15 protein-coding genes are annotated in these 16,419 nt (G+C 64.8%); 8 read left to right on the top strand and 7 right to left on the bottom strand.

Features of this window, described 5'->3' with window-relative positions; all coding sequences use genetic code 11:
* The first annotated feature begins 162 nt into the window (after positions 1-162).
* The 3 genes from ACO06P_RS12160 (at position 163) to ACO06P_RS12150 (ending at position 4,542) form a co-directional block, all read left to right on the top strand.
* On the top strand, positions 163-1,257 hold the full coding sequence (locus tag ACO06P_RS12160; protein WP_420345513.1) for a Bug family tripartite tricarboxylate transporter substrate binding protein: 1,095 nt from the start codon (positions 163-165) through the stop codon (positions 1,255-1,257).
* Positions 1,258-1,385: 128 nt separating this feature from the next.
* Positions 1,386-3,410 (top strand): tripartite tricarboxylate transporter permease, encoded by a 2,025-nt coding sequence (locus ACO06P_RS12155; protein ID WP_420345512.1) that lies wholly within the window; start codon positions 1,386-1,388, stop codon positions 3,408-3,410.
* A gap of 37 nt (positions 3,411-3,447) precedes the next feature.
* Complete coding sequence (locus ACO06P_RS12150) at positions 3,448-4,542, top strand: 4-oxalomesaconate tautomerase (RefSeq protein WP_420345511.1); 1,095 nt, start codon at positions 3,448-3,450, stop codon at positions 4,540-4,542.
* 179 nt (positions 4,543-4,721) lie between these two features.
* Here ACO06P_RS12150 and ACO06P_RS12145 read toward each other — a convergent pair whose 3' ends face one another.
* Positions 4,722-5,744, bottom strand: coding sequence for a ParA family protein (locus tag ACO06P_RS12145; protein ID WP_420345510.1), 1,023 nt, complete (start codon positions 5,742-5,744; stop codon positions 4,722-4,724).
* 338 nt (positions 5,745-6,082) lie between these two features.
* Between ACO06P_RS12145 and ACO06P_RS12140 the strand changes: the two genes are divergently transcribed.
* Complete coding sequence (locus ACO06P_RS12140) at positions 6,083-7,288, top strand: hypothetical protein (protein ID WP_420345509.1); 1,206 nt, start codon at positions 6,083-6,085, stop codon at positions 7,286-7,288.
* Here the strand turns inward: ACO06P_RS12140 and ACO06P_RS12135 are convergent.
* The 4 genes from ACO06P_RS12135 to ACO06P_RS12120 all read right to left on the bottom strand — a co-directional run bounded on the left by ACO06P_RS12135 (position 7,285) and on the right by ACO06P_RS12120 (position 10,597).
* On the bottom strand, positions 7,285-8,490 hold the full coding sequence (locus ACO06P_RS12135; protein WP_420345508.1) for an MFS transporter: 1,206 nt from the start codon (positions 8,488-8,490) through the stop codon (positions 7,285-7,287). The two genes, ACO06P_RS12140 and ACO06P_RS12135, sit on opposite strands and share 4 nt — an antisense overlap.
* Before the next feature lie 118 nt (positions 8,491-8,608).
* Entirely contained in the window at positions 8,609-8,845 is a 237-nt protein-coding gene (locus ACO06P_RS12130) for a hypothetical protein (RefSeq protein WP_420345507.1), read from the bottom strand.
* Between the two features lie 34 nt (positions 8,846-8,879).
* Positions 8,880-9,650, bottom strand: coding sequence for a TSUP family transporter (locus tag ACO06P_RS12125; protein ID WP_420345506.1), 771 nt, complete (start codon positions 9,648-9,650; stop codon positions 8,880-8,882).
* On the bottom strand, positions 9,647-10,597 hold the full coding sequence (locus ACO06P_RS12120; RefSeq protein WP_420345505.1) for a D-2-hydroxyacid dehydrogenase family protein: 951 nt from the start codon (positions 10,595-10,597) through the stop codon (positions 9,647-9,649). Before ACO06P_RS12120 ends, ACO06P_RS12125 begins: the two co-directional genes overlap by 4 nt.
* Positions 10,598-10,662: 65 nt before the next feature.
* On the opposite strand from ACO06P_RS12120, the gene ACO06P_RS12115 reads away from it, so the two are divergent.
* Together ACO06P_RS12115 and ACO06P_RS12110 are read left to right on the top strand one after the other, a co-directional pair.
* On the top strand, positions 10,663-11,289 hold the full coding sequence (locus ACO06P_RS12115) for a GntR family transcriptional regulator (protein ID WP_420345504.1): 627 nt from the start codon (positions 10,663-10,665) through the stop codon (positions 11,287-11,289).
* Between the two features lie 98 nt (positions 11,290-11,387).
* Positions 11,388-11,996 carry a hypothetical protein gene (locus tag ACO06P_RS12110; protein WP_420345503.1) on the top strand — a complete coding sequence of 203 codons (609 nt, stop codon included), beginning with the start codon at positions 11,388-11,390 and terminating at the stop codon, positions 11,994-11,996.
* A gap of 12 nt (positions 11,997-12,008) precedes the next feature.
* Here ACO06P_RS12110 and ACO06P_RS12105 read toward each other — a convergent pair whose 3' ends face one another.
* Complete coding sequence (locus ACO06P_RS12105; protein WP_420345502.1) at positions 12,009-12,674, bottom strand: hypothetical protein; 666 nt, start codon at positions 12,672-12,674, stop codon at positions 12,009-12,011.
* A 248-nt stretch (positions 12,675-12,922) separates the two neighbouring features.
* On the opposite strand from ACO06P_RS12105, the gene ACO06P_RS12100 reads away from it, so the two are divergent.
* Positions 12,923-13,675: a DUF2927 domain-containing protein gene (locus ACO06P_RS12100; RefSeq protein ID WP_420345501.1), complete on the top strand. Its 753-nt coding sequence runs from the start codon at positions 12,923-12,925 to the stop codon at positions 13,673-13,675.
* 63 nt (positions 13,676-13,738) lie between these two features.
* On the opposite strand, the gene ACO06P_RS12095 is transcribed toward ACO06P_RS12100, so the two are convergent.
* On the bottom strand, positions 13,739-15,322 hold the full coding sequence (locus ACO06P_RS12095) for an ATP-binding protein (RefSeq protein ID WP_420345500.1): 1,584 nt from the start codon (positions 15,320-15,322) through the stop codon (positions 13,739-13,741).
* 273 nt (positions 15,323-15,595) lie between these two features.
* On the opposite strand from ACO06P_RS12095, the gene ACO06P_RS12090 reads away from it, so the two are divergent.
* Positions 15,596-16,417: a lysophospholipid acyltransferase family protein gene (locus ACO06P_RS12090; RefSeq protein ID WP_420345499.1), complete on the top strand. Its 822-nt coding sequence runs from the start codon at positions 15,596-15,598 to the stop codon at positions 16,415-16,417.
* Positions 16,418-16,419 lie beyond the last annotated feature (2 nt).

The following is a 16,419-nucleotide window of genomic DNA, read 5'->3' as shown; positions in this document are numbered from 1 at the left end:
GCGATGTAATCACACTTGCTAGCTGTTCGCCATCCTGTCGAGAACGTGCAGAAAAGCGCGCCGGGGATGGATGTTTTCTTGGGGAGGTGGGGCCGCGGGATACTGCGGGCCTTATGGGGATTCTTTCCGGCCTCCCGGCTTTTGACCCTATGGGAGGACCCAATGTCACGGAATTTCCTGTCTTCTTTCGCCAAGACCGCGGCCATGACCGCGGCTGCGGCGGTCATCTCCGGCTCGGCGCTGGCCGCCGATTTCTCCGGCGAGACCATCGAGTGGATCATTCCCTTCTCTGAAGGCGGCGGCTCCGACAAGTGGGCGCGCTTCTACGCGCCTCTGCTGTCCGAGGCTCTGCCCGGCAAGCCCGCCGTCGTCGTCAAGAACATGCCCGGCGCCGGCTCGACCAAGGGCGCCAACTTCTTCGCCGACCGCGCCCGGCCCGACGGCCTGACCATTCTCGGCACCTCGGGCTCGACCCAGTTCCCCTTCCTTCTGGGCGATCCGCGGGTGAAGTTCGACTACGCCGACTGGAACGTGGTGCTGGCCTCGGCCACCGGCGGCGTCGCCTACCTGCCGGCCGATCTCGGCGCGCAGTGGAAGGAAGATCCCAAGGCGGTTATCGAGAACACCGACTTCATTTACGGCTCGCAGGGTGCGACGCGCCTCGATCTCGTGCCGCAGCTCGCCTTCGAGCTGCTGGGCATGCAGGTCGACGTGGTCTTCGGCCTGAAGGGCCGCGGCGACGGGCGGCTGATGTTCGAGCGCGGCGAAGCCAACATCGACTACCAGACCTCCTCCAGCTTCCTCTCCAAGGTGACGCCGCTGGTGGACGAGGGCCGGGCGGTGCCGATCATGACCTGGGGCGCGCTGGATGCGGATGGCAACATCGTCCGCGACCCGACCTTCCCTGACATCCCGACCTTCAAGGAGGTCTATACCCAGATCAAGGGCGAGGAGCCCTCGGGAGAGGCCTGGGAAGCCTGGAAGGCTTTCTTCGTTGCCGGCTTCCCGGCGCAGAAGATGGTGTTCCTACCCAACGGCACGGATCAGGACATCATCGACGCCTATACGGCGGCTTTCCAGACGGTGATCGAACGGCCGGACTTCGCGCAGATTTCCAAGTCGCGGCTGGGCGTCTATCCGCAGGCCACCGGCGCCAAGGCCGAGACCTTCAAGACGGCCGGCACCGTGGTTGCGCCCGAGCCCATCGCCTGGGTGAAGGGCTGGCTGAAGGACCGCTACGGTGTCGAGCTGAAGTGACCGGCTAGCGCCGATACTTCCGCTGGAATCAGCATCTCTCGAAGCCGGGCGCAGGTAGACCCCTTCCAGCGCCCGGCTCTTTCTTTACACTCCCGATCTTTCCACCCGCCTTGGGGGGAGGCCCGACCATGGACATCTTTGCCACCGCCCTGCCGGCGCTGAACGAGGCGTTTTCGCTCATTCTGCAGCCGCAGCAGATCGCCTATCTCGCCACCGGCGTGCTGCTGGGGCTTTCGGTCGGCGTCTTCCCGGGTCTGGGCGGCATCGCCGGTCTCTCGCTCGTTCTCCCTTTCATTTTCGGTATGGACCCGGTCTCGGGCCTTGCCCTGATGGTCGGCCTGGTGGCGGTGATTCCCACCTCCGACACCTTTGCCTCGGTGCTGATGGGCATTCCCGGCTCCTCGGCCAGCCAGGCGACGGTGCTGGACGGCTTTCCCCTGTCCAAAAAAGGCCAGGCCGCCCGCGCGCTGGCCGCCGCCTTCGTCTCCTCGCTGTTCGGCGGGCTCTTCGGCGCCGTGGTGCTGACCTTCTTCATCCTCATGGCGCGCCCGCTGATTCTCGCCTTCGGGCTGCCGGAACTGCTGATGCTGACCATCCTCGGTTTTTCCATGGTCGGCGTGCTGGCCGGGCGCAGCCTCTTGAAGGGTCTGGTCGCCGCCGGCCTGGGCATGGCCATCGGCGCCATCGGCGAGGCGCCGGCCCAGGGAAGCCCGCGCATGGACTTCGGGTTCTGGTACCTGCAGGACGGTCTGCAGCTTGTCATCATCGGCCTCGGCATCTTCGCCATACCCGAGATCATCTCCCTGCTGCGCCAGAACCGCGCCATTGCGGAGGGCGCGCGCCTGGGCGCGGGCTGGATGGACGGCATCCGCGACTGGTGGCGCAATATCTTCCTCTCCATCCGCTGTGCCACCATCGGCGTCATCGTCGGCGTCGTTCCCGGCCTCGGCGGCTCGGTGGTCGACTGGATCGCCTACGGCCACACGGTGCAGACCTCCAAGAACAAAGAGAACTTCGGCAAGGGCGACATCCGCGGCGTGATCGGGCCGGAAAGCTCCAACAACGCCAAGGAAGGCGGCGGCCTGGTGCCGACCCTGCTGTTCGGCATTCCCGGCTCCGGCTCCATGGCCGTCTTTATCGGCGGCATGATCCTGCTGGGCTACGAGGCCGGACCGCAGATGATCCGCAACGACCTGCCCATCACCTACACCGTGGTCTGGTCGCTGGCGCTGGCCAACGTCTTCGGCGCCGGGCTCTGCATCTTCCTCTCCGGCGGCATCGCAAAGCTCACCACCATCCGCTTTCCGCTGCTGGTGCCCTTCCTCTTCATGATGATCTCCTTCGCCGCCTTCCAGTCGCGCCAGACCCTCTGGGATCTGGGGGCGCTGGTGGCCATCGGTCTGCTCGGCATCTTCATGCGGCGCTTCGAATGGCCGCGCCCGGCTTTTCTCATCGGCTTCGTGTTGGCCGATCAGGCGGAGGTCTATACTTACCAGGCCACCCAGATCGCCATGACCCGCTTCCGCCGCGGCTTCGGGGAGGGACTGGAATACATCTTCTCGCCGACCGTCATCGTGCTGCTCGTCATCACCGTGGTCTCCATCTGGCTCGGTACCCGCCAGAAGCCGGGCGGCGATCAGGAGGCGGACCGCATCCGCCCGGGGGCCAACAGGATGGCGCCGGTGGCCTTCGCCGGGCTGGTGACCGCCTTCATGGCGGTGATGTTCGTGGTGACTGCGCAGCTCTCGGTGCTGATCGACAAGGTCTTCCCCATGGTCGTCTCGGGCTTCGCTTTCATCGGCGGCCTTATCCTGCTGCTGCAGATGTGGCGCGCGCCGGAAAGCGGCATCCTCTTCGCCGACGGCGAGTCCCGCGGCGAAGACTCCATCGCGCCCCACGGCCTCTGGGGTACCCTGGTCTGGTTCGTCGGGCTGCTGGTGCTGACGGCGCTCTTCGGCTTCGTCATTGCTCTGGCGCTGTTCTTCGTGATCTTCCTGCGCCTGCGCGAGAGACTGAGCTGGACGCGTATCGCCATCATGACAGGGGGCGGCATCGGCGTGCTGCTGGTCATGGCCGGCGCCCTCAACCGTGACTTCCCGCCGGGTTTGCTGCAGGCTCTGGTGGAGCTGCCCTGGCCCTTCGCGGGGCGTTGATAGCGGGCCTTAATCCAAGCTCAAGGAGACCTCGTTGGTGCAGAGAGACATCCCCTGCCTTCTGATGCGCGGCGGCACGTCCCGCGGCCCTTACTTCAAGGGGGCGGACCTGCCGGTGGATCGAGAGACCCTGGCCCGGGTGCTGATCGCCGCCATGGGCGCGGGCTCGCCGCTGCAGGTCGACGGCATCGGCGGCAGCCGGCCGACCACCAGCAAGGTGGCCATGCTCTCGCCCTCCGACGACGACTGGGCGCAGGTCGACTACTTCTTCGCCCAGGTCCATGCGGAAAAGGCCGAGGTGGACTTCTCGCCCAGCTGCGGCAACATCCTGGCCGGTGTCGGGCCGGCGGCGCTGGAGATGGGGCTGGTGACGCCGGAGGGGGAGGAGACGCGGGTGCGGATCCGCAACGTCAACACCAGTTCCCGCATCGAAGCCGTGGTGCAGACGCCGGGCGGCGCGGTGCGCTACGACGGCGATGCGCGCATCGACGGCGTGCCGGGCACTGCCGCGCCGGTGATCCTCAACTTCATGGACGTGGTGGGCTCCAAGACCGGAGCCCTCTTTCCCACCGGCAACCCGGTCGATGTCATCGACGGCATCGCGGTGACCTGCATCGATGTCGCCATGCCCATGGTGATCGCCCGGGCCGAGAGCTTCGGACTGACCGGTGCCGAGAGCTGCGAAGACCTGGACGAAAACAAGGCCTTCTTCGAGCGGATGGAACCGCTGCGCATCAAGGCCGGGGAAGTGATGGGCCTGGGCGATGTTTCCCAGTCCGTCGTGCCCAAGTTCGGCCTGCTGGCGCCGCCGCGCGCCGGCGGTGCCATCGCTGCGCGCTACTTCATGCCCTGGAACTGCCATCCCAGCTACGCCGTCACCGGGTCGATCTGTACCGGCTCCTGCCTGCTGGCCCCGGGCACGGTGGCGGAGGGGCTGGCGGTTATCCCGCCGGAGCATCCGACGCCGGTGAAGATCGAGCATCCCTCCGGCAGCATCGATGTTGTCTTCGACTACGAAATCGTCGACGGCCGATTCAAGCTGAACTCGGCGGGCCTGCTGCGCACGGCGCGCAAGCTCTTCGCCGGCGCGGTTTCGATCCCCGGGGACGTCTGGCCGGAGAAGGCGGCTTAGTCAAGAAGCTGCAAGTACATGGTGGCCGTTGGATCAATTGCATCAATTGGGGAGCTTCAACCTCAACTCAGCTTGCCGCAGCTCTGGCGATCGACTAGCGCAGTTCATGCACTACGGTGTCTTCCGCACAAATGTGCGGTTGCGCGAATCAGTTTCCGGTCTCTTGAGCGAGAGCACATCTACCAGAGCTTTGAAGCAAGCTCTTCGACAATTTCGCGGTTCTCATTGAGCTGATCACGGTTAACCTGAACTCTCTGTGTAGCTACGCTAAGTGTTCCGGAGTTCATTGATACAAAGGGGGTGCCCCTGGCAAAGGCCACGACGCCAGCTGTTTGAAAGTCCTTCACGTTGATCATCCCATCTTCAACATTGTCAAAAGTGAAGAAGGCCGGGGAGGATTTGTGAACAGTATTCAGGTCTTCTGTAATTCCGTTGAGAACAGCGGCATAACTCTTTGCCACTTTGATGTATTGAGTAAGGCGATTCTTGGCGATCATGTGAATCTTAGGATGCGGCAAGCCAGCGCCCTCCATGCGGGTATGGAAGTTATGCTGGGCGTAGATCTCAGATGGGAGCTTGATCCCGAAGATTAGGCTTAGCGCATTCTGGATTCCTCGCCTCGACGAGTCATCGGCTGTAACGGGAAGCACTAGACGCTCACATGCCGCTAACGCTATCTGCGTGTACATGGAAAAACTTGGGTTCATGTCCACGAAACAGTAGTCGAAATCGAGCTCGCTAGCTGTCACAAAATCCTTCAGCCAGCTCGCAACCGAGGACCAACTGTCTGTTCCTGGGATTTGTGTGTTGGCTAAGGTCGAAACAGCATTCGACTGCAGTTCGAGAAGAGGGTCACCAGCAAGGAGCGAGATGTTTCCAGGGATTTTCTCGTTATACTTCCCAGGAGTGCTGATAAAGCTCGACACATCTATGCTGCTGTTGTCGAAGGGTTTGGGCAGTCTACTCTGAAAGTATCCACCTATTGATCGTCTCACCAACTCGCCATGCAACGTGAGGAGGTTCTTTCCCCCTTCGTTCTCCTGCCCGCCAAGGAGAAGCTCGCTTAGGTTTGCTTGTGGGCAGACATCAATGACCAAGATTTGGGCGTCTTTGTTCTGGCCAGCAAATGAGCAGATTGCTTGAAAGGCTAGGCTTGTTTTGCCTGTTCCACCTTTGTTGTTCCAAAATCCAAGTACCTTCATGTCGGTCGCGATCTCCTTGGAGAGTGATTAGTCAGTAGTGATCAAAAGCTACGTTATAATGTAGAATATCTACATAGATTTGTCAATATGAGACCGCACGAAGTCCTTGTTGGTGGCTTGTGGGCAACAGCAGGCGATCATTGGGGCGCTACTGCCAGAGACTCATCAGAAGCCTAAGAGGTGATGTGCGCCCTGTTCACCTTCCAACGCGAATGTCATGGAAAGTGCGCATTGAACGCCGTATTTGGTTTGTAGCTTTCCGTCCGATGCTTTGCGGCAGCCGAGAGACTGGTTTTCAACCCTGCGCTCGCGTCTTAGCTCGGACAAATGGGTATCCCATGTCGATCTTGTTTCTTCGCTTTGCGATCGCCTTCAATCTTTGCGTTGCTGCTATGCCTGCCACCGCAAAGGCCGCCGATCCGCTGCCGGCGCTGCGGCTCGATCCCGCCGGCACCACGGTCTCCGGGCTGTCGAGCGGCGCCTATATGGCGGTGCAGCTGCATGTCGCGCATTCGAAGAGCATCATCGGTGCCGCCGTGGTGGCGGGCGGTCCGTACTTCTGCGCCGAGGGGCAGCTCATGACGGCGCTGAACCGCTGCATGCAGACGACGTCCGAGCTGCCGGATGTGGCGGCGCTTCTGGCCCAGGCGCAAAGCCTCGCCGATGCCGGGCGCATCGATCCTCTGGCGAACCTTGCCGGCGACCGCATTTATCTGTTCAGCGGGACCGAGGACAACACGGTGACGCCGCCGGTGATGGCTGCTGCCCGCGACTTTTACCGTCAGGCCGGCATCGTCGATCAGGACATCGAGACTGTGACCGACGTTGCCGCCGGCCATGCCTTCATTGCCGAAGGGGCGCCTGTTCCCTGTGCCGAGACCGAAACGCCCTTCCTCAACGACTGCGGCTTCGACCAGGCCGGCGACATCCTGCAGCATCTCTACGGGGCGCTGCTGCCGCCCCAACCGGCGGATGCCGGCCGTCTGATCGTCTTCGACCAGACGGAGTTCCTGGCGGACCCGGAAAGCCACGGCATGGCTACCGGCGGCTTTGCCTACGTTCCGGCGGCCTGTGCCACCGGCGAGGACTGCCGCCTGCACATCGCCTTTGCCGGCTGCCGGCAGACGCCGGAACACATCGGCGATCTCTATGCGCGGACGGCCGGCTTCAACCGCTGGGCCGAGAGCAACCGCCTGGTCGTTCTCTACCCGCAGTCCAGTACCTCACCCGGCAATCCCAACGGCTGCTGGGACTGGTGGGGTTACGACGATTCCGCCTATCACACCAAGAGCGGGCGGCAGATCAAGACGGTGGCGGCCATGGCGGCGCGCCTGGGTGTCGCCTTCGTCGATCCGGCGCCGGCCTTCTGCGAAACTCACGACGCCTGGAACTGGAGCCATTGGTTCGAGGGCCGGGCCGAGGTCTGCGGCTGGGGCTCGCTCTGTGCCGTCGGCTCCGGCGATCCGGTGGGATTCTTTTACGGCTCCGCTACGCTCTACGAGAGCCCCGAAGGCAGCTTCTCCATGACGTCCTGCAGCCCTTAGCTCCGCAGCAACAGCGCGCAGAGGATCGCCACGACCGCGCCTGCGGCCAGGGTCGAGAAGGCGATGCCCCAGCCAAGGGTGTCCGGCGAGAGATCCAGGGCGAGGCCGAAGATCGCCGGCGAGAGGGCGCCCGCGCCGACGCCGAGGACCGAGCGCAGGCCCAGCACCCGCCCCAGTTGCTCGGGCGGCACGGCATCGGTCATGGCCGAGGACAGCACGGAGGAGTCGCCGATGGTGGCAAAGCCGTAGAGGGCCGTCACCGCCAGCAGCACAACCACGCCCAACCCGTCCAGCCAGCCGATGGACAGCGAGCAGACGGCACCCAGCAGGGCGAAGGCGATGAGCACCGGTCTGGCGCCATAGCGGTCGGCGGCGTAGCCGGAGAGGAAGGAGGCGAAGAAGCCGGAGACGTGAAGGGCCAGCGCCGTCCAGAGGCCCAGTTCAATGGGCGAGACGGCGTTGCGGGCCAGCAGCGCCGCCGCGAGAAAGGCGGGGATCCAGGCCCAGGCGCCGAAGAGCTCCCAGCAGTGACCGATGTAGCCCAGGGTCAGCAGCCGGGAGCGCTTTTTCATCGCGCGGTCGAAGGTGCCCCGTCCGGGACTCGCTTCCGCCAGCAGTTCGCGCGCCTGACGGACGGCGATCTGGCCGAGCAGCCAGCCGAAGACGGTGATGGCGGCGGTGGCGAAGAAGGCAGTTTCATAGCCGTGGACTGCCATCAGGGCGGTCGAGAGAAAGATGGAGATCACGTAGCCCGCCGACATGCCCGCGAGGACCCAGCCGATGGCGGAGGCCCTGCGCCTCTGCGGCGTGTTGGCGGAGACCAGCATGATGGCCGGGGTGTAGGTGCCACCCTGCGCCAGGCCCATGAGCGCCATGAAGACAACGGCAGTCTCGAAGGAGCGGGCGAAAGACGCGAAGAGCAGGGCCGCCGCCGCCGCAAGCAGGGTCGATACGGAGAACACGCGCTTCGCGCCGATCCGGTCGCAGAGGAAGGAGGACACCAGCAACGAGAGAGCGAAGGCCGCCGTGAAGACGCCCTGGACGATGCCGGCCCGCGTCGCCGTCATCTGCCATGCGTCCAGGAGCGTGTTGAGGCAGGCCGGATAGGTCATGAAGATGGCGGTGGTGCAGACCCGCGCCATCACGAGTGAGGGCAGGTGGAGCGACCCGCTCTTCGGGGTGGCACTGGCCTGGGCCGTCATGGGGGTCCGTTCTCTGGCGACCGCAGCAACAGGCAGCGGTCCTCACGCCGGCCCCGGCGAGAAGCGGGCACGGCGCGTTGGTGGCGCGGCGACGTCAGTGCTGTTACGAACGGCCCGGCTAGTGTAGCCGGCCTTCTTGGCGCAGGAAAGTGCGCCCGGCATCGGTCACCGTGACCAGGGCTTCGCCTGCCGCGTTGCTTTCGCGCGCCAGATATCCGTGGTCGACCGCATCCTCCCAGACCGATAGACGCGGGCAGGAGGTGCGCCAGGCCTCCATGACCTCGCTGTAGCGCCGCGGCGTCCGTGCGACCCATTCGACGAGGTCGAGCACCAGCGCGGGGTTATCCATGGTCATTGGTCTCTCCTTTTCCTCAGCGCGTGTTGTCGCCTCACGCGCGGTACGCCAGCCAGAAGAAGTTCAGGGCGCCGACCACCGTCAGGGCATCGATGACTCCGCTGTGGCCCTCGTTGGTCAGGCGCCGCAGGATCGCCCGGCCGATCCAGTTGCCGGGTATCGTGACCAGGCCGACCAGCACGCCCAGCATCAGGAACTGCGCGTCCAGCAGGTCCGTACCGCCGAAGACCGAAACCCGCGTGATGTTCGTGGTGAGCGCAATGGCCGCCAGGGTGGCGACGAAGGCTTCCTTGGTGAGGCCGTAGCCCAGCATGAACGGCACCAGCAGCATGCCCGGCCCGACAGAGGCGCCAGAGAGGCCGCCGTAGACGGCGCCGGCGGCGTGCAGGGCCGGTCGGCTGGTCTTGATCGCCCGCGCCTTTGCCCAACGGCGCAGTGGGATGGAGGCCAGGATGATGCAGCCCAGCAGCACCCCGATCGCCGCCGCCGGCAGGCGTCCGTAAAGAACCGCCCCCGCGATGATGCAGGGCACCGCGGGAAGCGCGATCGCCAGGAAGACGCTGCGGTCGAAATCGCGCAGATTGAGCAGCGCGCGAGCCCCATGGCTGATCAGCAGCGCGACGCTCATCACCGGGACCACCGCCTTCACGCCAATGATCGGGGCGATGGCGGCGGCCATCAGGAACCCGCCGGCCACCCCGGTCGCCCCGTGAATGGCCGAAGTGGCGATCACCGCGAGGATCAGGACGGCGATCAGGGGCCATCCTAGATCGGCGACGAGGCCGCTCAGCAGCGGCTCGATCACGGCGCGATCCGGCGGATCGGCGCGCCGTCGAGCCAGGCTTCGAGGGCGGCCAGGGTTTCGCCGTAGAACACCGCATAGGTCTCCCGCGTCACGTAGCCGATGTGCGGCGTGAGCAGCAGCTTGGGCGTGCTCAGTGTCCAGTGGTCCGGCGGCAGCGGTTCCTGATCGAAGACGTCCAGCGCGGCGCCGGCGATCATGTCGCCCACCAGGGCGCGCTCCAGCGCCTTGGCATCGACGATGGGCGCGCGCGAGGTGTTCACCAGATAGGCCCGCCGCTTCATCAGGTAGAATTCCTCCGCGCCGACCAGGCCGCGGCTGCGCTCCGACAGGCGCAGATGGATGGTGATGAAGTCCGCCTCGGCGAAGAAGCGCGCCTTGTCGCGGTAGCCGACGCCGGCGTCGCGGCAGCGTTCCTCCGTCAGGTTCTCGCTCCAGGCAATGACCTCCATGCCGAAGGCCCTGCCGAAGGCAGCGACCTGGCTGCCGAGGCGCCCGAGGCCCAGAACCCCCAAAGTCGCGCCCTTCAGGTCGCGGCCGATGCCCTGTTGCCAGCGCCCCGCCTGCAGCGCGTTGCTCTGCGGCACCAGGCCGCGGGCCAGGGCGAGGATCAGACCGAAGGCCAACTCGGCGGTCGCATGGCCGGGGGAGGGGGTGCCGCTCACCGTGATGCCGCGGGCGCTGGCCGCGGCCACGTCGATCGCCGCATTCTTCATGCCGCTGGTCACGATCAGCTTCAGTTTGGGCAGCGCTTCGATCACCTGTCGCGGAAAGGGCGTGCGCTCGCGCATCAGGCAGACCGCATCGAAGGGCTGCAGCGTCTCGATCAGTTCTGCCTCGCCCTCAATGGGCTCGGCGAAAAACGTAACAGTCGCACGTCCTTCGAGGCGTCGCCAATCGGCAAAGTCTTGGGCAAGCGACTGGTAGTCGTCTAGAACGGCAATCTTCACGGGACACCTCTTGCCCTTATTGTATGCTAATGTATACAATAAGGGCAAGGAGAGATTGGAACACCATGGCCTCGCACGGCGGCACCGACATCTTCCGGCTTCTGGTGGAAGCCATCGAATCCGGGGATCTGGCGCCGGGAACGCGCCTGCGCGAGACCGAACTGGCCGAGCGTTTCGGCGTCAGCCGCACGCCGATCCGCGAGGGCCTGAAACAGCTTGAAGCCCAGGGCCTGGCGCGCCACGAGCCCAACCGGGGCATGGTCATCCCGGTGCTCGACAACGACGAGATCAACGAACTCTACGTGATCCGCGAGGTGCTGGAAGGAACGGCGGCCCGCCTGGCCGCCCAGCATGCCACGGAGGCGGAGATCGCACTCCTGCAGGACATGGTGGCCGCGGATCAGGAGCGGCTGGACGACGTCGAGGCGCTGATTGCGTCGAACCGGGGTTTCCACAGGCGCCTCACCCTGGCGTCCCACAACCGCTACCTCGTTGCCCAGATGGAACATATGAAGCAGTACCGCCTTCTGCTGGGCGGAACGACCCTTGGCGGCGCCGAGCGGCGCGCCGAGGCGGTGGCGGAGCACGCCAGACTGGTCGAGGCCATCGCCGCGCGCGACACGCAGAAGGCCGAGGAACTGGCCCGCGCCCATATCCTGAGCGCCCACCGCGCCCGGCTGGACATCCTGTAACGGTTCCCGCTGGAACGTTTCGCGCCGTAACGTTTCCCCGGGCCTGTTCCCTTCACCTCCGTTTCTTTCGACGGCGGCGCGGCTTACCCTGACCTTCCTTGTCTGCTGAAGGAGGTCCCGCGCTGAACACGCCGACCCACCTGTTGATCGGCGCCGCCGCCCTGGCGCGCCCGGCGGAGGACGCTGCGGCACGGCGGCACAATCTGGCGATCCTGGCCGGGGCGCTGATGGCCGATGCCGCGATCTTCGTGCTCTTCGTCTGGGCGCGCCTCGTTCAGGGCGTTTCAGAAGCACGGCTCTGGCGCGAGGTCTACTGGCAGGAACCCTGGCAGACCCTGGTTGCCGTCGGCAATTCGCTGCCTCTCTATCTGGCACTCTTGACCGTCGGTCTTTGGGCCCGCAGCCGCATTGCCGTCGTCTTTGCCGCCGCGGCGCTGCTGCATCTCGCCTTCGACCTGCCGTTCCACCGCGACGACGCCCATCCGCACTTTTGGCCGTTCAGCGACTGGCGCTTCCGCTCTCCGGTCTCCTACTGGGATCCGGCCTACCATGGCGGGCTGGTTTCGCTGGCCGAAGCGGCCCTGGGGCTGGTGCTGATTGTCCTTCTGTGGCGGCGCTTTCAGTCCCTGCCGGTGCGCGCGGCCCTGCTGCTGGCCTTTGCGACCTACATCGCCGTTCCGGCCTACTTCACCGTGATGCTGGGCTAAACCGCAGAGGCTTCAGAAGCGCGGGGTGCTTTGCAGTTGCGGCAGGCGATCGACGGTCTCGCGGCGCCACTCGATGACGTCCTGGACGGCGTCCAGGGTCAGTGTCTCGCCGGTCTCCTCGTTCACCAGGGACTCACCGACGGGCAGACCGGAGACGCTGCGATAGACGGGCCCCGCAAAGCCGGCGGCCGGTGCGATAGCCGGTGCGACGATGGCACGGTCGGCTGCGGTGAGGGGCGACACAATGAGGGGCGTCGTTGCCCGCGGCGGCGACACCGGCAAAGGCGATACGGCGGCAGGCAGTACGGCGCTAGGCAGTACGGCGGCAGGCGACAGAGTCACGGGCGCCGCGCTGCTGACGCCGGGACGCGCGCCGGCCGGCATGACGACACGGCCGAGAACCGTGGGTGTGAGCGAACTGAGCTTCGGATTGGGTTTCGGGGCTTTGGGCCCGGTTGCCGGCCGTTGCGTCGCCCGCGGGGCGGTCGCCGGGGCTATGGTGGGTGAAGCGCCGGCCGCCGGCGCGGGCGCAGCCTGCGGCGCCTTCACGGTCTGCGCCGACTCTTTCGGCACCTTCAGCTTGTAGACCACCAGCGGCCCGTGTTCGCCCTGCTGGACGGTAAAGACCGTGGCCAGCGCCACGGCGGCGCAGGTGGTGATGGCACGTTTCGTCAGCACAAGGTTCCCCCGAACTTTCTATCGCCGCCCGCGCAGCCAAGGCGCGAAGACGAATCGGTCCCACCATAGGCGGTGCCCGAGTCGCTGTCTAAGAGTTTTTGTGAATAACAAGTTATAAGTCTGTGTAATATATAGAGCATGAGATGCACTGCGCCGAAGATAATGGCAAACCATGCCTTTTGTTGAGCCCATGTTCTTCAACCGCCATAATGTCGTAAGCGATTGGAAGGCGGGGGGGGCATAAAGGCATGTGGAAAGCGCCGGCTTGGGTGCAGTTCTTCTTGATTTCCTTCTGCCTTACCTCAGGAGCCAACGCGGCTGAGCAGACCGGGTCAGAGTACCCGCTTGCGGAGCATCGGCTGTTTTTCGAGGAGGTTGCGTTCCAGGACAACCCACCCTTCCACGGTCGTGCCAGCAAGTGGGCGACACCGATCAACCTTGCAATCATCAACGAAGGTCTCAAGGCAGACAGGAAAGTGACCCGTCAACTCATCGACCAAGTGGCGGCGGTCACACAGCACGACATTAGGGTGACCGATTTTGATGACGGCAAAAACGTACTCGTTTTTTTGGTCAGGTCCGTCAGAGACAGCGCATCTTCGCGCTATCGCGACACCTATCGGAAGTTCTTTCAAAGTGATGCCGCGATGGACTCTGTCTTGAGGAATCTCCGGCGCGATCAACGCTGTCTCTTCCAGTTCGGTTATGGCGCAGGTGCAGTGAGGGGCGGCATCATTTTCGCGCGAGTCGGCGAGAGCGAGACTGAGACGGCTGCCTGCCTATCCTTCGCCTTCCTTCGCCTCATGGGGCTGCAAAAACACCGTGGAGACCAGATCGTTTCTGTTCTGGCATACCCCCAGGCGGGCCACCTGACAGAGTTTGATCGGGTTGCCCTTGCAGCGCTCTACGACACTCGAATCGCTGTCGGCACAAGGTTCGAGGAGATTGACGATCTGGACGCGATTTTGAAGACAGCTCTAAGCCGTGTTCTGAAGAACTGAGGTCGCCAAACCAGCTTGGCGGCACTCCCGACAACTCAGCTAAAAGATGTCGAATGGCAATGCTCACGCTGCTGGCGAGGCGTGGTCCTGCGCATTCAGAATGCGCTCCAGCGGCAGGCTGAGCACGGCGGTGGTGCCCAGGCCGGGCTTGCTTTCCAGGTGCAGGGCTCCGTCATGCAGTTCCACGAAGGAGCGCGCGATCGGCAGGCCGAGGCCGGTGCCCTCGCGCGGGCCGATCAGGGCTGCCGACTGCTCGTAGGGTCGGAACACGAGGTCGAGCATTGCGGGCTCGATCCCGCGGCCTTCGTCGCTGATGCGGATCTCCAGGATCCTGGGCAGCCGCCTGACCGAGACGCTGACGACGCCGGCCTCCGGGCTGAACTTGGCGGCATTGGTCAGCAGATTGATGGCGACCTGCTTCAGCAGCCTGTGGTCGCCGCGCAGACGCACCGCCGGTTCCTCGCTGTCCAGGCGGAAGGTCTTGGAGCGCCCGTGGCCGGTCGCGCCGATCATCTGGAAGCCGTCGTGGAAGAGCTTCAGAAGGTCGACCTCGCCCTCCTGCAGGATCATCTTGCCCGCCTCGATCTTGGCGAGGTCAAGCAGGCCGTCGATCAGGCTGAGCAGGTGCTGGGCGGAATGGTGGATGTCACCGACATAGTCCTGGTAGCGGGTGTTGACCGTCCCGAAGACCCCGAGTTGGATGATCTCGGAAAATCCGAGGATGGCATTCAGGGGTGTGCGCAGTTCGTGGCTCATATTGGCCAGGAACTCGGACTTGATGCGGTTGGCTTCCTCCGCCTGGTCGCGCGCGACCACGGCCTCGAAGGAGATGCGCTCCAGCTCCGCGGTGCGCTCACGGACCCGTTTCTCAAGCTCGATGTTGAGATCGGCGAGGCGCGCTTCAGCCTCGACGCGCTCGGTGATGTCGGTTTCGGTCAGAACGATGACCCACTCCCCGCTTTGCGGGTCGCGCCCGCGCTGGCCGTTCACCTGATGCCACCGGCGGCCCTTGGCGGTGGGGATGCTCAGGTCCTGATGAAAACCGTTGCCGGCGAGAACCGCTTCGCAGAGGGCGGCGGCAAGCTCCGCATCACCCAGATGCCGGGTCAGGTCCGGGCGCGGATCGTCGTCCTGAAGGCTACCGCCGCCGGCGCCGAAGGCCTCGACCGCTGCCGGATTGCGCGACAGCAGGGCGCCGTTCGGCGCGAAGACGCTGACCATCAGGGAGGTGTAGCGTGTTGCTTCCAGGAGACGGACGATTTCCTCGTCGCCCTTGACGTCCAGGGCGCCGGAGGACTCGATCAGGATTGCATCGGCGCCGTCCTCGATCAGGACCGGTGTGATCGCCAGCTGCAGGGTGACCGGATGACTGCCGGGATAGAGCGTCCAGGTCTCGGTCGCCACCGCGCCCGGCGGCGTGTTCTCGACGACCTGGGCCAGCCGGCGGCGCACGGTGTCGCTGTCGGAGCCGTAGTCCCGCGCCAGCAGATCTTCCAGCGAGTCGGCCTGCCAGAACGCGATGGCGCGCCTGTTGGCCCACCACATACGATGGCGCTGCACGTCGAAAACCCACAGCGGAGTATGCAGAAGATCGTAAGGAGCGAGGACGGCGGGAGTCTTGAAGCTGGGTTTCTCGAATCGTCCCATGTACGCGCAAATCGGTCTGTCTAACGTGTCGCCCCCGGACGGCGCCTCTAATCCGCCATCCAATCCCAAGAGTGTTAACGAAACCCTAACAAGGCTTCGGAGACGGCGGATTTCAGCGGCTTTTCACAGAGAATCAATCAGCTGGAAAGCCATGCGGCGGAGCACTAAACCGCCGCGCTAGCCCGGCGGCGGCTCCGAGCCGGCGTCAAGGAATTGCCACGAAAGCGCAGCATCGGCGTCACGAATCCGGCGTAAGACTTGCCGACTGTCATCATGAGCATTCTGTCGCCCACGACCGACTTCACCTACGCCTCGCCGGAGGACGCGCCCTGGCGGCGGACGGTGATCCACACAATCGAGCAGCTCACCGGCAAGCCGCGCCTCTGGCGCCTCTACGAGGATTATTGCCGCGGGCCGGCGGCGGAGAACTTTTTCTCCGAAGCGGTACTGCGCCTCTGCCTGGACGTCGCGGTGGACGAACGCGATCTGGCACGCATTCCGCGCGAGGGTCCTTTGGTCGTTGTCGCCAACCACCCCTTCGGCGTGGTCGACGGCATCGTTCTCGGCTACCTGATCTCCCGCGTGCGCCGCGACTTCCGCATCCTCGTGAACTCGGTGCTCTACCGCCTGCCGGAGCTGCATCCCTACATGCTGCCCATCGACTTCGCCGAAACGCGCGCGGCCCTGAAGACCAACATCCAGACCCGGCGTCAGGCACTGGGCGATCTCGCCGCCGGCAAGGCGATTGCGATCTTTCCCGGCGGCACCGTCTCCACGGCCAAGCCGCCGGGCGGTGTGGCGGTCGATCCGGAATGGAAGCCCTTCGTCGGCCGCCTGATCCAGGAAGGCCAGGCCACCGTGGTGCCGTTTTTCTTCGAAGGACAGAACAGCCGACTCTTCCAGTGGGCCAGCCTGATCTCCATGACCTTGCGCCTTTCGCTGCTTTTCCGCGAGGTGGTGAACAAGATCGGCAGCGACGTGCCGGTGCGCATCGGCGAGCCCATCGACTACGCCGAACTGGCCGCTTTCGAAGACCGCCGCCGGCTCACCGACTATCTGCGCGCCCTGACCTACGCCCCGCAGCGGCAGCTGTGAGG

The organism is Pelagibius sp. (genome assembly GCF_965227505.1).
Lineage (GTDB): Bacteria > Pseudomonadota > Alphaproteobacteria > Kiloniellales > Kiloniellaceae > Pelagibius.
The sequence above is the reverse complement of the archived record's forward strand: the minus strand, read 5'-3'. Positions and strand labels throughout refer to the sequence as shown.

What these genes read in the sequence shown, in the direction of transcription:
- ACO06P_RS12160 (WP_420345513.1), top strand. Translation starts at nt 163, where the DNA reads ATGTCACGGAATTTCCTGTCTTCTTTCGCCAAGACCGCGGCCATGACC.
- ACO06P_RS12155 (WP_420345512.1), top strand. Translation starts at nt 1,386, where the DNA reads ATGGACATCTTTGCCACCGCCCTGCCGGCGCTGAACGAGGCGTTTTCG.
- ACO06P_RS12145 (WP_420345510.1), bottom strand. Translation starts at nt 5,744, where the DNA reads ATGAAGGTACTTGGATTTTGGAACAACAAAGGTGGAACAGGCAAAACA.
- ACO06P_RS12140 (WP_420345509.1), top strand. Translation starts at nt 6,083, where the DNA reads ATGTCGATCTTGTTTCTTCGCTTTGCGATCGCCTTCAATCTTTGCGTT.
- ACO06P_RS12135 (WP_420345508.1), bottom strand. Translation starts at nt 8,490, where the DNA reads ATGACGGCCCAGGCCAGTGCCACCCCGAAGAGCGGGTCGCTCCACCTG.
- ACO06P_RS12130 (WP_420345507.1), bottom strand. Translation starts at nt 8,845, where the DNA reads ATGACCATGGATAACCCCGCGCTGGTGCTCGACCTCGTCGAATGGGTC.
- ACO06P_RS12115 (WP_420345504.1), top strand. Translation starts at nt 10,663, where the DNA reads ATGGCCTCGCACGGCGGCACCGACATCTTCCGGCTTCTGGTGGAAGCC.
- ACO06P_RS12100 (WP_420345501.1), top strand. Translation starts at nt 12,923, where the DNA reads ATGTGGAAAGCGCCGGCTTGGGTGCAGTTCTTCTTGATTTCCTTCTGC.
- ACO06P_RS12095 (WP_420345500.1), bottom strand. Translation starts at nt 15,322, where the DNA reads ATGGGACGATTCGAGAAACCCAGCTTCAAGACTCCCGCCGTCCTCGCT.
- ACO06P_RS12090 (WP_420345499.1), top strand. Translation starts at nt 15,596, where the DNA reads ATGAGCATTCTGTCGCCCACGACCGACTTCACCTACGCCTCGCCGGAG.